13 protein-coding genes and 1 other RNA gene are annotated in these 14,032 nt (G+C 37.9%); 13 read left to right on the forward strand and 1 reads right to left on the reverse strand.

The window, feature by feature from the left end; all coding sequences use genetic code 11:
• Positions 1 to 28 precede the first annotated feature (28 nt).
• The 13 genes from gap (at position 29) to ssrA (ending at position 13,014) form a co-directional block, all read left to right on the forward strand.
• A complete protein-coding gene (gene gap / locus HCJ45_RS10630) occupies positions 29 to 1,039 on the forward strand; it encodes a type I glyceraldehyde-3-phosphate dehydrogenase (RefSeq protein ID WP_185345601.1) in 1,011 nt (336 codons plus the stop codon).
• 135 nt (positions 1,040 to 1,174) lie between these two features.
• The gene (locus tag HCJ45_RS10635) at positions 1,175 to 2,365 is read left to right on the forward strand and encodes a phosphoglycerate kinase (protein ID WP_187124778.1); all 1,191 of its coding nucleotides are present in this window, start codon (positions 1,175 to 1,177) and stop codon (positions 2,363 to 2,365) included.
• A 45-nt stretch (positions 2,366 to 2,410) separates the two neighbouring features.
• Positions 2,411 to 3,166 (forward strand): triose-phosphate isomerase, encoded by a 756-nt coding sequence (gene tpiA / locus HCJ45_RS10640; RefSeq protein WP_185345597.1) that lies wholly within the window; start codon positions 2,411 to 2,413, stop codon positions 3,164 to 3,166.
• A gap of 1 nt (position 3,167) precedes the next feature.
• Entirely contained in the window at positions 3,168 to 4,700 is a 1,533-nt protein-coding gene (gpmI, locus tag HCJ45_RS10645) for a 2,3-bisphosphoglycerate-independent phosphoglycerate mutase (RefSeq protein ID WP_187124779.1), read from the forward strand.
• 123 nt (positions 4,701 to 4,823) lie between these two features.
• Positions 4,824 to 6,116, forward strand: a complete 1,293-nt coding sequence (gene eno / locus HCJ45_RS10650) for a phosphopyruvate hydratase (protein WP_185345593.1) — start codon at positions 4,824 to 4,826, stop codon at positions 6,114 to 6,116.
• Between the two features lie 102 nt (positions 6,117 to 6,218).
• Complete coding sequence (locus HCJ45_RS10655; protein ID WP_185398275.1) at positions 6,219 to 6,392, forward strand: hypothetical protein; 174 nt, start codon at positions 6,219 to 6,221, stop codon at positions 6,390 to 6,392.
• A gap of 141 nt (positions 6,393 to 6,533) precedes the next feature.
• Entirely contained in the window at positions 6,534 to 7,253 is a 720-nt protein-coding gene (locus tag HCJ45_RS10660) for an alpha/beta fold hydrolase (RefSeq protein ID WP_185345589.1), read from the forward strand.
• Between the two features lie 182 nt (positions 7,254 to 7,435).
• Complete coding sequence (locus HCJ45_RS10665; RefSeq protein ID WP_185380708.1) at positions 7,436 to 8,179, forward strand: alpha/beta hydrolase; 744 nt, start codon at positions 7,436 to 7,438, stop codon at positions 8,177 to 8,179.
• Between the two features lie 89 nt (positions 8,180 to 8,268).
• Positions 8,269 to 8,502, forward strand: coding sequence for a preprotein translocase subunit SecG (gene secG / locus HCJ45_RS10670; RefSeq protein ID WP_014093666.1), 234 nt, complete (start codon positions 8,269 to 8,271; stop codon positions 8,500 to 8,502).
• 342 nt (positions 8,503 to 8,844) lie between these two features.
• Positions 8,845 to 9,591, forward strand: a complete 747-nt coding sequence (locus HCJ45_RS10675; RefSeq protein ID WP_187124780.1) for an alpha/beta hydrolase — start codon at positions 8,845 to 8,847, stop codon at positions 9,589 to 9,591.
• Between the two features lie 33 nt (positions 9,592 to 9,624).
• Positions 9,625 to 12,006 carry a ribonuclease R gene (gene rnr, locus HCJ45_RS10680; RefSeq protein WP_187124781.1) on the forward strand — a complete coding sequence of 794 codons (2,382 nt, stop codon included), beginning with the start codon at positions 9,625 to 9,627 and terminating at the stop codon, positions 12,004 to 12,006.
• Between the two features lie 15 nt (positions 12,007 to 12,021).
• Positions 12,022 to 12,486 (forward strand): SsrA-binding protein SmpB, encoded by a 465-nt coding sequence (gene smpB, locus HCJ45_RS10685; RefSeq protein ID WP_003723350.1) that lies wholly within the window; start codon positions 12,022 to 12,024, stop codon positions 12,484 to 12,486.
• Positions 12,487 to 12,644: 158 nt separating this feature from the next.
• Positions 12,645 to 13,014: a transfer-messenger RNA gene (gene ssrA / locus HCJ45_RS10690) on the forward strand.
• A 211-nt stretch (positions 13,015 to 13,225) separates the two neighbouring features.
• Here the strand turns inward: ssrA and HCJ45_RS10695 are convergent.
• A partial coding sequence (locus HCJ45_RS10695; protein WP_187124782.1) for a MucBP domain-containing protein occupies positions 13,226 to 14,032 on the reverse strand: 807 nt, incomplete at its 5' end.

Below are 14,032 nucleotides of genomic sequence, written 5' to 3' on the forward strand. Positions count from 1 at the left end.
ACACTATTTTCAAGGAGGAAATTGACTTATGACAGTTAAAGTTGGTATTAATGGTTTTGGACGTATCGGACGTCTAGCATTCCGTCGTATTCAAAATGTGGAAGGAATTGAAGTTGTTGCAATCAATGACTTAACAGATGCTAAAATGTTAGCTCACCTGTTAAAATATGATACAACTCAAGGCCGTTTTGACGGTGAAGTAGAAGTACACGATGGTTTCTTCAAAGTAAACGGTAAAGAAGTTAAAGTATTAGCTAACCGTAACCCAGAAGAACTTCCATGGGGAGACCTAGGAGTAGACATCGTTCTTGAATGTACTGGTTTCTTCACAGCGCAAGACAAAGCTGAATTACACATTAAAGCTGGCGCTAAAAAAGTTGTTATCTCCGCTCCAGCAACTGGCGATATGAAAACAATCGTTTATAATGTAAACCATGAAACATTAGACGGAACTGAAACAGTTATCTCTGGCGCAAGCTGTACTACTAACTGTTTAGCTCCAATGGCTAAAGTTTTAGAAGATAAATTTGGTGTTGTTGAAGGTCTAATGACTACAATTCACGCTTACACTGGTGACCAAAATACATTAGATGCTCCACATCCAAAAGGTGACTTCCGTCGTGCACGTGCTGCTGCAGAAAATATTATCCCTAATACTACTGGTGCTGCTAAAGCTATCGGTGAAGTATTACCAACACTTAAAGGTAAATTAGATGGAGCTGCTCAACGTGTTCCAGTTCCAACTGGTTCCCTTACTGAGTTAGTAACAGTGCTTGACAAAAAAGTTACTGTTGATGAAGTAAATGCAGCTATGGAAGCAGCTTCTGATCCAGAAACATTTGGTTACACTAATGATGCAATTGTTTCTTCTGACATCAAAGGTATGACTTTCGGTTCATTATTTGACGAAACTCAAACAAAAGTTCTTACAGTTGGCGATCAACAATTAGTTAAAACTGTAGCTTGGTACGATAACGAAATGAGCTACACTGCTCAATTAGTACGTACTTTAGAATATTTTGCAAAAATCGCTAAATAATTAGCAGATTAATTTTACTGACGTGCTTGTCACATCAGCAATAACAAGAATAAGCGGAGACACTATTGTTTCCGCTTATTTTCTGAAATATGAGGGGCAATCCCTATCCTTTAAAATCAATGGAGGAACTCTAAAATGGCTAAAAAAGTTGTAACTGATTTAAATTTAAAAGACAAAAAAGTTTTAGTTCGTGTTGACTTTAACGTGCCAATGAAAGACGGTAAAATCACTAACGACAACCGTATTGTAGCTGCACTTCCAACAATCGAATACATCTTAGAACAAAACGGTAAAGCAATTCTTTTTTCTCACCTTGGAAAAGTAAAAACAGAAGAAGACAAAGAAGGAAAATCGCTTCGTCCAGTAGCCGCTCGTTTAAGCGAGTTACTTGGAAAAGAAGTGAAATTCGTTCCTACTACTCGTGGTCCAGAACTTGAAAAAGCAATTGATGAGTTAAAAGACGGCGAAGTACTTCTTTTTGAAAATACACGTTTTGAAGATATTGACGGTAAAAAAGAAAGCAAAAATGATCCAGAACTTGGAAAATACTGGGCTAGCCTTGGCGACGTTTTCGTAAATGACGCTTTCGGTACTGCTCACCGTGCGCACGCGTCTAACGTTGGAATCGCTTCTAACTTAGAATCAGCGGCCGGATTTTTGATGGAAAAAGAAATTAAATTCATCGGCGGTGTAGTTGATAATCCAGCACGCCCACTAGTAGCAATCCTAGGTGGCGCAAAAGTTTCTGATAAAATCGGTGTTATTGAAAACTTACTTACAAAAGCAGACAAAGTACTTGTTGGTGGCGGAATGACTTTCACTTTCATGGCAGCTCAAGGTCAAGAAATTGGTAAATCTCTTTTAGAAGTAGATAAAGTGGAACTTGCTAAAGGCTTACTTGAAAAAGCTGGCGATAAATTAGTATTACCGGTAGATGCAGTTGTATCTAAAGAATTCAGTAACGATGCTCCATTCCATACTGTGAGTGCAGATAGCATTCCAGCAGATGAAATGGGACTAGACATTGGTCAAGCTACAATCGACCTATTTACAAAAGAACTTCAAGGCGCTAAAACAGTTGTATGGAATGGTCCAATGGGCGTATTCGAACTTAGCAACTTTGCTAAAGGTACAATTGGCGTTTGTGAAGCTATTGCAAACTTAACTGATGCGACAACTATTATCGGTGGTGGGGATTCCGCAGCAGCAGCTATGGACTTAGGCTTCGCTGACAAATTCACACATATTTCCACTGGTGGTGGTGCTTCTCTAGAATATCTTGAAGGTAAAGAACTTCCTGGAGTTGCTTCTATTAGTGACAAATAAGCTGAACCAAAAATAATTTTTAATATCGAGAGGATGTTTATCCATATGCGTAAACCAATTATTGCTGGTAACTGGAAAATGAACAAAACTGCTGCAAAAGCAGGACAATTTGCAGAAGATGTAAAAAATAACGTACCGTCAAACGATGCTGTAGAATCAGTAGTTGCTGCGCCGGCTTTATTTTTACAAGAATTAGTTCGTCTTACTGAAGGAACTAATCTTCGTGTCGCTGCACAAAACTGTTATTTTGAAGACGAAGGTGCTTTCACTGGCGAAATTAGCCCATTTGCAATTGCTGACTTAGGCGTTTCTTATGTAATTATCGGGCACTCTGAACGTCGTGAGTATTTCCACGAAACAGACGAAGATATTAACAAAAAAGCACATGCAATCTTTAAACATGGCATGACACCAATCATTTGCTGTGGTGAAACATTAGACCAACGTGAAGCTGGTCAAACAGATACTTGGGTACGTGGTCAAATCCGTGCAGCACTTGCTGGATTAACGGAAGAACAAGTAATCAAATCTGTTATTGCTTACGAACCAATTTGGGCAATCGGTACTGGAAAATCTTCCACAAGCGCTGATGCAAACGAAACTTGTGCAGTTATTCGTGCAGAAGTTGCGGACGCTGTATCTCAAAAAGCAGCAGATGCAGTTCGTATTCAATACGGTGGTAGCGTAAAACCTGAAAACATTGCTGATTATCTTGCAGAGTCCGACATTGACGGCGCTCTTGTAGGTGGAGCAAGCTTAGAACCAGCATCGTTCTTAGCATTATTGGAGGCAGTAAAATAAAATGAGTAAATCACCTGTAGCAATTATTATCCTCGATGGTTTTGGTAAACGTGCAGAAACAGTAGGTAATGCTGTAGCTCAAGCAAACAAACCAAATTTCGACCGTTATTGGGCTAATTTTCCTCATGGGGAACTTAAAGCTGCTGGTCTTGACGTTGGTCTTCCAGATGGCCAAATGGGTAACTCTGAAGTTGGGCATACAAACATCGGAGCTGGACGCATTGTCTACCAAAGCTTAACTCGTATTGATAAAGCAATTGAAGAAGGCGAATTTCAAAAGAATAAAGCCTTAAACAATGCTTTCACTCATACAAAAGAAAACAATTCGGACCTACATCTTTTCGGCTTGCTATCAGATGGTGGTGTGCATAGTCACATTAATCATCTAGTTGCGCTACTTGAAACAGCCAAAGATAAAGGCGTGAAAAACGTATATATCCATGCATTCCTTGATGGACGTGACGTGGCTCCACAATCTTCACTAGAATATTTAGAAACACTGCAAAAAGCAATTAGTGATTTAAACTATGGTGCGATTGCAACTGTTTCTGGACGTTTCTACGCGATGGATCGTGATAAACGCTGGGAACGTGTTGAAAAAGCATATAAAGCAATTGTAAGTGCTGAAGGTGAAAAATTTGAAGATCCAATCGAACTTGTCAAAGCTTCTTATGCTAATGACAAAAATGATGAATTCGTTGTTCCAGCTGTCATTACTAAAGATGGCGAACCTGTTGCAACAGTGAAAGACAACGATGCCGTTATTTTCTTCAATTTCCGCCCTGACCGTGCAATTCAACTTTCTAATGCTTTCACTGATAAAGAATGGGATCATTTCGACCGTGGGACAAATCATCCTAAAAACATTAAATTCGTTACAATGACTCTATACAACCCAAGCATTGATGCGGAAGTTGCATTTGAGCCAATTGAAATGAAAAATGTAATTGGCGAAGTACTTTCTAATGAAGGACTTTCACAACTTCGCATTGCCGAAACGGAAAAATATCCGCATGTAACATTCTTTATGAATGGTGGACGAAATGAAGAATTCCCTGGTGAAAACCGGATTCTAATTAATTCGCCAAAAGTAGAAACATACGATTTACAACCTGAAATGAGTGCATATGAAGTTACAGATGCACTTGTAGAAGACATTAAAAACGACAAACACGATGCGATTATCTTAAACTTTGCAAACCCAGACATGGTTGGACACTCAGGTATGCTTGAGCCAACTATTAAGGCAATCGAAGCAGTAGATGAAAATCTTGGTCGTGTAGTAGATCTTATTTTAGAAAAAGGTGGTTCAGTAATTATCTTCGCTGACCATGGTAACTCTGAAACAATGTCTACTCCAGAAGGCAAACCACATACAGCGCACACTACCGTTCCAGTTCCAGTAATTGTAACGAAAAAAGGTGTAACGCTTCGTGAAGGTGGTCGTCTGGCTGACGTAGCACCAACTATGCTTGACTTACTTGGCGTTAAAAAACCTGCCGAAATGACAGGGGAAAGTTTAATTCAAAAATAATTTTAGTTATTGCTTTAGTTTTTTTGCAAACAGAGCTACAATAAAAACGAATTTAAAAACGGATGGATCTTTGAATGTTTCGTTTTTTCATTCAAATGAATCCAACAAAGGAGAGAATTATAAATGTCTATTATTACTGAAGTTTATGCTCGCGAAGTCTTAGATTCCCGCGGTAACCCAACTGTTGAGGTTGAAGTTTATACAGAAGCTGGTGCGTTTGGTCGCGCTTTAGTTCCAAGTGGTGCTTCAACTGGTGAATACGAAGCTGTAGAATTACGCGATGGCGACAAAGCTCGTTACCTTGGAAAAGGTGTTTTAAAAGCTGTTGAAAACGTAAACGACATTATTGCTGACAAAATTATCGGTTTTGATGTAACTGATCAAATCGGAATTGACAAAGCAATGATCGAACTTGATGGTACACCTAATAAAGGTAAATTAGGTGCTAACGCTATTCTTGGTGTTTCTTTAGCTGCTGCTCGTGCTGCTGCTGACGAACTAGGCGTACATTTATATGAATATCTTGGTGGAGTGAATGGTAAAGTTCTTCCAGTACCAATGATGAACATCCTTAACGGCGGAGAACATGCTGATAACAATGTCGACGTTCAAGAATTTATGGTAATGCCTGTTGGAGCTCCTAACTTTAAAGAAGCTTTACGTATGGGTGCTGAAATCTTACATGCACTTAAAGCTGTTCTTAAGAATAAAGGTTTAAATACTGGTGTTGGTGATGAAGGTGGATTCGCTCCAAACCTTAAATCCAATGAAGAAGCCCTTGAAACAATTATGCAAGCAATTAAAGATGCTGGTTACAAACCTGGCGAAGAAGTTAAACTTGCAATGGACGCTGCATCAAGTGAGTTCTATAACCGCGAAACTGGTAAATATGAACTTAAAGGTGAAGGCGTAACTCGTACTTCTGAAGAAATGGTAACTTGGTATGAAGAAATGATTACTAAATACCCAATCATCTCTATTGAAGATGGCCTAGACGAAAATGACTGGGACGGATTCAAACTACTTACAGAACGTATTGGTGACCGCGTTCAATTAGTAGGTGACGATCTATTTGTAACTAACACAACTAAACTTAAAGAAGGTATCGAAAAAGGTATCGCTAACTCCATCCTAATCAAAGTTAACCAAATTGGTACTTTGACTGAAACATTGGATGCAATTGAAATGGCTAAACGCGCTGGCTACACTGCAGTAGTTTCTCACCGTTCTGGTGAAACAGAAGATTCCACAATCGCTGACATTGCAGTAGCTACAAACGCTGGTCAAATCAAAACTGGTGCACCTACTCGTACTGACCGTGTTGCAAAATATAACCAATTACTCCGCATCGAAGACAATTTGGCTGATCTTGCTGAATATCATGGTAACGACACTTTCTACAACTTAAAAAAATAAGTTGATTGAATAAAACGCTAAACTCCGCGAAAAGTAACATTTTCGTGGAGTTTTTTCTGTTTTAAAATGATAAATAGGGGTAATGATTTGGAAGAGGAGGTAATGCTGATGAAAGTAAAAAATAGTCAGACCTCAAAAGTGATTGAAACTCCAAAAATCAAAGACGCTGTGGTGCATGAAAAAAACCACCCCTTAGCTGAGAAACGTTCCGTACCGAAAAAAATTAGTAATGTAGATATGCCACAACAACAATTTCACCGAAGACTTATGAAATAAATAGTACGCCTGATTCTAGCAATAATTGAATCAGGCGTATTAAAATTGAAGCATGATAAAAACAATGCATTTTAATATGAAATCAAGTATAATCAGGTGTAAAATAAGGGTAGTAAAAGCTTCCACAAGGAGAAATGCTCTATGTTTGCAGAAATCAATGGAATTAACTTGTTTTATAAAATCGTTGGTAAAGGTGAACCAATTCTTTTGATTCATGGGAATGGGCAAAATCATCGTGCCATGAAACATATACTAGATGATTTAGCACTTGATCATATGGTAATTGCAGTTGATAGCCGCGGTCACGGCAAAAGTGATGCGGGAACTACGCCGCTGGATTTTGAAATAATGGCATTAGATATGCTTTCGTTACTTGATTATTTAAAAATTGATAAATATAAAGTAGTTGGTTATAGCGATGGAGGGATTATTTCTTTAGTAATGGGAAAAATGCAACCTAACCGTCAAATTGCATCTGTGGTCATTGGAACAAATTATCATGTCAATCAAATTCGATTTTTACCTGATTTATTTTGTCGGATTGCATATGGTGCCGCTAGTATTTTTGCCCCATTTAGTCGTTTTTTCGATCGAATGAAACGTCAACTAGCCTTAACTATTTATCATCCGCACATGTCAGAAGCAGACTTAGAAAAAATTAGCGCACCACTCTTAGCTATAATTGGTGAGTTTGATATGATTTCTTCAGAAGATACGCAGAAAATGATTCACTCAGTTCAGCGTGGAAAAATGGAAATTATAAACAATGGCACGCATTTTTTACCACGCCAAAATCCAAAGCAATTGTTACAATTAATTCATACTTTTTTTTCTAATTCAAGCGCACAAATTCACATTTGAAACATACTGGAAAGAACCTATTACCAAGGGGTTTCAAGTTTCTTTAAAAAGTATTTGACAACTTTAAGAGATAGGGTTAATATTGGTCTATTGGTCAGAACTAAAAAGTTAGCTTATTTACTTAATATGGGCTACAATAGAGTGGATTATAAAAGTGATGATATTAGGAGGATTGCGTAAAAATGAGTGCGGATCGTAGCTTTACGTTAAAAGCGGGAAATCGTGCTGTTTTGCTCTTGCATGGCTTTGCAGGGACTACAGAAGACGTAAGAGAACTTGGAGAAAATCTAGCAGAAAATGGATACACAGTACATGCACCAAACTTCAGAGGCCACGGGGATGAACCCGCTATTTTCTTGAAAACAACACCGGAAATGTGGTACGAAGACGCGGTGGCTGGATATCGTCAACTTGAAAAAGACGGATATAATGAAATTGCTATTGTCGGTGTGGCAATGGGTGGTGTTTTTGCGCTTAAAATGGCAGAATCATTCTCACCAAAAGCAATTGTTCCGCTATGTGCGAATGTAAACCGCAAAATGCGTTACATCCCAATTGAAAACTATTTAACAAAACAATTAATGAAGCAAGGAATAGTAGAACAAGAAGCAGATGATATGTTGAAAAAATATCTTCCTGAAATTGATACAATGACAGAAGCGCGCGCTAGTTTCTACAAAAATGTTGCTAAAGACATTGAGAAAATTCATGTACCAACCATGATTGGTCAAGGTTGCCAAGATGAAGAAATCGATGCAGATAATGCTAACTATATTTTTAAACACATTCACACAAATGATAAACAATTGTGTTTCTATGCAGGTTCAGGACATGATATTGTTAATGACTGCGAAAAAGACATTTTAGAAGAAGACTTAATTTATTTCCTAGACGATTTAGTTTGGCTAGAGGAAAAAGTTGTTTAATGATTGTAGCGAAACAAGTCTTTACGGATAATCACAAATATGGTAAAATTAACCTTAGTCAAATTGGGCGGTTTTAGGAGGAAAGAACAATGAGTACAGTTTTAACGGTCTTACTCATCATCGTATCAGTACTGTTAATTACAGTTATCATACTTCAACCAGGTAAAAGTGCTGGCTTATCCGGTGCCATCTCTGGTGGAGCTGAGCAATTATTCGGTAAGCAAAAAGCAAGAGGACTAGAACTTATTTTACACCGTACAACCATCGTTCTATCCATTGTTTTCTTCGTAATACTAATTGCACTGGCATACTTTGTACAGTAACGAGATGTTAACCACCTGAATGAAAATTTAGGTGGTTTTTTATTGGAGTTCTCAGGAAGCGTACTAAGCTTCCCTAGAACTCCAATACAAGGCGTAACAAAGTGAAGCGTTGTTTCCATAAAAAAGTGGACGAACCACTCCACCATTTAGAGACAACTCATACAACATAAAAATAGTCCCTAGAACTCCAATACAAGGCGTAACAAAGTGAAGCGTTGTTTCCACAAAAAAGTGGACGAACCACCCCACTAATAAAAACAACCCATACAAAATAAATAAAAACCAATTAAAACTAACACGACAAACCAAAACTCCAAAAAGAATCAAGGAGCGATTGTTATAATGAAAATAACACCACCACAACCATTTTTATTCGAAAAAGGTCCACGAGCAGTATTGCTTTTACATGGATTTACAGGTAGCTCAGCGGACGTAAGGATTTTAGGTAGGTTTTTACAAGAAAATAATTATACATGCTATGCACCTCAATATAGAGGACATGGAGTCTCACCGGATTTATTACTACAAACGGGACCTAGTGATTGGTGGGAAGATGTACTTGCAGCGTATGACCATTTAAAATCACTTGGATATAATGAAATCGCCGTTGCTGGACTTTCATTAGGAGGACTTTTTTCATTGAAATTAGGTTTTTCTAAGCCTTTAAAGGGAATTATAGCTATGAGTACGCCAACACGAATGGATAGCTCATCTCCTATTATTCAAGGTTTTCTGGATTATGTGCGTAATTATAAAAAACTAGAAGGTAAAACAACTGAACAAATTGAAAGTGAAATGCTGGCATATAAAGATGCACCAATGAATACTATCGCCAAATTAAAAGAAGAAATAAACGGTGTAGTTGCTGAAATAGATATGATTTATGCTCCTATTATGGTTGTTCAAGGAGAAAAAGATGATATGGTTGATGTCAGCGGAGCACAGTTGATTTATGATACAGTAGAGTCAACAAAAAAAGAATTACACTGGTTTAAAGACTCTGGTCATGTTATCACACTAGATAAAGAACGAAAAGAAGTAAATCAAGCCGTTTTAACCTTTTTAGATGGTTTAGATTGGCAAGAATAAATTATTTTTAACACAGAGAGAGGAGGGACAGAAGTGGAACAAAAACAAATGGAAGAAAAAATTATCGATCTTTTAAATCAAGCGCCGGATAAAACTTTTGCGCTAGAAGATTTGGAAATAGAAATTGCTTTAAATAATGCAGATGACTTTAAATTAATGGTCAAAGCGTTAGTAAAATTAGAAGATTCCGGAACTATTGTCCGCTCAAGGAAGAATCGGTATGCACTACCTGCAAAAATGGATTTAGTAAAAGGAACCTTTCGTGCTCATGAACGTGGTTTTGGCTTTGTTCTCCCGGAAGAAAAAGAATTGGATGATATATTTATCCCACCAAATGAAGTAAAAGATGCTATGAATGGAGATCTCGTTTTTGCGACAATTACAAAACGCAAAGGAGATAATTTAGCAGAAGGTACCATTAAAAAAATTGTAGAGCGTAAAACAACACAAATTGTCGGAACTTATATGGAAGACTTGGCGGGGACACCGATTGTAATGCCAGATGATAAGCGGCTTTTTGGAGAGGTAGAAATTGACTTAGAAGACGGCTTAAAACCGGTTGATGGACATAAAGTGATCGTTGAATTAACCGAATATGCTACTGGAAATGCTCGTGCTAGAGGTGTTGTGAAGTCAATTATTGGACATCGTAATGATCCAGGGGTGGATATTTTATCAATCATTCATAAACATGGTATTTCTATCGCTTTTCCAGAAGAGGTAATGGAACAAGTGAGTAAAGCGCCAGATGTAGTGGACGCTTCTGATATTGGTAATCGTCGTGATTTGCGTGATCAAATGATTATTACAATTGATGGAGCTGATGCAAAAGATTTGGATGATGCAGTCACAGTGAAACAGTTGCCAAATGGTAATTGGAAGCTGGGTGTTCATATTGCAGATGTAACGCACTATGTCACAGAAGGTTCGCCACTGGATATGGAAGCGCAAGACCGTGGAACAAGCGTGTATTTGGTAGACCGAGTAATTCCTATGCTACCACACAAGCTTTCCAATGGGATTTGCTCACTTAACCCGCAAGTAGACCGTTTTACGATGAGTTGTGAAATGGAAATTGATAATGATGGACATGTAGTCAACCATGAAATCTTTGAAAGTATTATTAAAACGACAGAACGAATGACATACACGGATGTAAATGATATTTTAGTTGAAAAAGATGAAGCTTTACGTGAAAAATATCTGCCAATAGTTCCTATGCTTGAAGCGATGCAACATTTAGCAGAAACACTACGAACTAAACGTGAAAAACGTGGTGCGATTGATTTTGATTTTAAAGAAGCACGTGTAGTAGTTGATGAGGAAGGACACCCAGAGGCAGTCGTAATGCGCGAACGTTCAGCTGGCGAGCATCTAATTGAAGAATTTATGCTAGCTGCGAATGAAACAGTAGCAGAACATTTCCACTGGATGGATGTACCATTTATTTATCGTATTCATGAAGATCCAAAAGAAGATAAGCTCGCGCGTTTCTTTGAATTTATTACTAACTTTGGCTTAATTGTTAAAGGAACTGCTAATGATATTCATCCAGCGGCCTTACAACAAGTGCTAGAAGAAGTAAAAGGCAAGCCGGAAGAAATGGTCGTTTCAACGGTGATGCTTCGTTCTATGCAACAAGCGAAGTATGATACGGTAAGTGCGGGACATTTTGGTTTATCAACCGATTTTTATACGCATTTTACGTCACCAATTAGACGTTATCCGGATTTGATCGTACACAGGCTAATTAGAGAGTATTTAATTAATGGGGATGTTCGCCCAGAAACGCTTGAAAAACGCGCAGAAGAGCTTCCTGAGATTGCTGAACATAGCTCGAAAATGGAGCGCCGTGCAGTGGAAGCTGAACGTGAAACGGATGAACTGAAGAAAACAGAATTTATGGTTGATAAAGTAGGAGAACGTTTTATTGGTATCATCAGTTCTGTAACGAATTTTGGATTATTTATTGAGCTGCCAACTACAATTGAAGGTTTAGTCCATGTTAGTGCGATGAAAGGTGATTACTTCAAATTCCATCAAAATCAATTAGCGATGATTGGCGAAAGAACGGGTCAAATTTATCGTATTGGTGATGAAGTGGAAGTTGAGGTAACAAAAGTAGACGTAGATGCACGTGAAATTGATTTTGCGCTACGTAGTGAAGGAAAAACAGGACCAGTAAGCGATAAGCAAAAACGTCAACGCGAAAAACCAATTGATAAAACAAGAAATTATAAAAGTAATCCAAAAAACAATCGTAAAAAGCGCAGAAGTGGTAATACTGAGGAAGCGAAATCAAAAACAGAACGTAAAGAAGACGAATGGTATACAAAACCGAAAAAGAAAAAGAAGAAAAAGCCTTTTTACCAAGGTGTAGCAAAAGAAAGCCCGAAAAAGAAAAAACGTCGCTAGAAAGGATGGGGAGTTATGCCAAAAGGTGATGGTAAACTAGTCGCGCAAAATAAAAAAGCGCGTCACGATTACGCAATTGAAGAAACTTTTGAGGCTGGCATTGTCCTGCAAGGTACTGAGATTAAGTCCGTTAGAAATGCGCGGGTAAACTTAAAAGATTCCTATGCACGTATTGATAAAGGGGAAATTTTCTTACACAATATGCATATTAGTCCATACGAACAAGGTAACCGCTACAATCATGATCCGCTAAGAACGCGCAAATTACTGCTTCATAAAAAGCAAATTAGTCGTTTAATTGGAGAGACAAAAGAGTCGGGTTATTCAATTGTTCCACTAAAAATGTATATTAAGGATGGCTACGCAAAAGTATTAATCGGTGTAGCCAGAGGTAAAAAGAAATATGATAAACGTCAAGATTTAAAACAAAAAGAAGCAAAACGTGATATTGAACGTGCTTTTAAAGAACGCCAACAATAAAAACCTAAATCTAGTCTTTCAACTAATATAGTTGGAGAAACTGGATTTAGGTTTTTTCTTCTAAGTAGAGCTTATTTTAGTTACTGCCACATATGTTTTTTTCTATTTGTAAAGCCTGGTTTTTTCCTGTATAATGATACCTGTTAGACTTATTTTCTGGGGATGTTACGGATTCGACAGGGATAGTTCGAGCTTGAGTTGCGAGTCGGGGGGATCGTCCTCGTTATCAACGTCAAAGCCAATAATAACTGGCAAAGAAAAACAAAACCTAGCTTTCGCTGCCTAATAAGCAGTAGCATAGCTGATCCTCCGTGCATCGCCCATGTGCTACGGTAAGGGTCTCACTTTAAGTGGGCTACACTAAATAATCTCCGTCTGGGGTTAGTTAGAAGAGCTTAATCAGACTAGCTGAATGGAAGCCTGTTGCCGGGCTGAGGTTTATGCGAAATACTAATACGGTGACTACGCTCGTAGATATTTAAGTGCCGATATTTCTGGACGTGGGTTCGACTCCCACCATCTCCACTTTTAGAAGAATAATAAAAAGTACTATAAACTGCTATTTTAAGCCGTTTGTAGTGCTTTTTTTATTTTGAGGTATCAAAAATTTCATCCCCATACCAAAGTTAGTTAAGATAAATCTATTTTTTGTCATTTTTAATAAAAATAGCAGAGAAAATCTTTTTAAATGATTTTCTCTGCTATTATCTTTCTCACTTTTAGCATTGTTTTGAAGTGATTAGCTTCTTTTCTTCCACATAACTAAAGCGGAACTTGAAAGAAGGACTCCCACAATAAGTGCATTCCAAGGAGTAGTGTCACCAGTCTTTGGTAATGAACTAGTAGCTGTTATTATAGTTTTTCCTTCTGCAGAAATCCGGTTTTCGGAAATGGAAAGATTAGCTGGATCGTTGTTATTTTGCTTAATTGATCCAGCGTGATTAGTGCTTGAATTTATAGCTATAATATCATCTGAATTACTTGTTTTTCCATCTACATCAATACTATCAGAATCGGAGGATTGGGTGGCTTCTGTGTAAATATAGCTAACTGTCTGTGGCTTATCAGTAAAGAGTCCAGCAACATTTGTTGGGGATGCGCTTAACTTATAACCAGAGATAGTTTTCGGTGTAGTAGTATAATTATCGCCAATATTTCCAGTTAAAACATCTTCTACAGCAATAGCATTCCCGTCAATGTCGACGTATTGAACAGTAACAGGTTCAGCGGCAACTGGGTCTTTCGTGTAAACATAAGTGACAGTCTGAGCTAGGTCTGAAAATAGCCCATTCGCATTAGCGGGAGTAGTTTTTAAAGTATAACCAGCAATAGTTTTTGGTGAAGAAGTATAATTATCGCCAATATTTCCAGTTAAAACATCCTCTGCAGCAATAGCATTCCCGTCAATGTCGACGTATTGAACAGTAACAGGTTCAGCGGCAACTGGGTCTTTCGTGTAAACATAAGTAACAGTCTGAGCTAGGTCTGAAAATAGCCCATTCGCATTAGCGGGAGTAGTTTTTAAAGTATAACCAGCAATAGTTTT

It is taken from the genome of Listeria immobilis (assembly GCF_014322845.1).
Classification (GTDB): Bacteria; Bacillota; Bacilli; order Lactobacillales; family Listeriaceae; genus Listeria; species Listeria immobilis.

Excerpts from the sequence above, each read along its gene's own strand:
- smpB (WP_003723350.1), top strand. The coding sequence starts at position 12,022 with ATGCCAAAAGGTGATGGTAAACTAGTCGCGCAAAATAAAAAAGCGCGT.
- HCJ45_RS10660 (WP_185345589.1), top strand. The coding sequence starts at position 6,534 with ATGTTTGCAGAAATCAATGGAATTAACTTGTTTTATAAAATCGTTGGT.
- HCJ45_RS10635 (WP_187124778.1), top strand. The coding sequence starts at position 1,175 with ATGGCTAAAAAAGTTGTAACTGATTTAAATTTAAAAGACAAAAAAGTT.
- gap (WP_185345601.1), top strand. The coding sequence starts at position 29 with ATGACAGTTAAAGTTGGTATTAATGGTTTTGGACGTATCGGACGTCTA.
- HCJ45_RS10655 (WP_185398275.1), top strand. The coding sequence starts at position 6,219 with ATGCTGATGAAAGTAAAAAATAGTCAGACCTCAAAAGTGATTGAAACT.
- eno (WP_185345593.1), top strand. The coding sequence starts at position 4,824 with ATGTCTATTATTACTGAAGTTTATGCTCGCGAAGTCTTAGATTCCCGC.
- HCJ45_RS10665 (WP_185380708.1), top strand. The coding sequence starts at position 7,436 with ATGAGTGCGGATCGTAGCTTTACGTTAAAAGCGGGAAATCGTGCTGTT.
- secG (WP_014093666.1), top strand. The coding sequence starts at position 8,269 with ATGAGTACAGTTTTAACGGTCTTACTCATCATCGTATCAGTACTGTTA.
- gpmI (WP_187124779.1), top strand. The coding sequence starts at position 3,168 with ATGAGTAAATCACCTGTAGCAATTATTATCCTCGATGGTTTTGGTAAA.
- HCJ45_RS10675 (WP_187124780.1), top strand. The coding sequence starts at position 8,845 with ATGAAAATAACACCACCACAACCATTTTTATTCGAAAAAGGTCCACGA.
- tpiA (WP_185345597.1), top strand. The coding sequence starts at position 2,411 with ATGCGTAAACCAATTATTGCTGGTAACTGGAAAATGAACAAAACTGCT.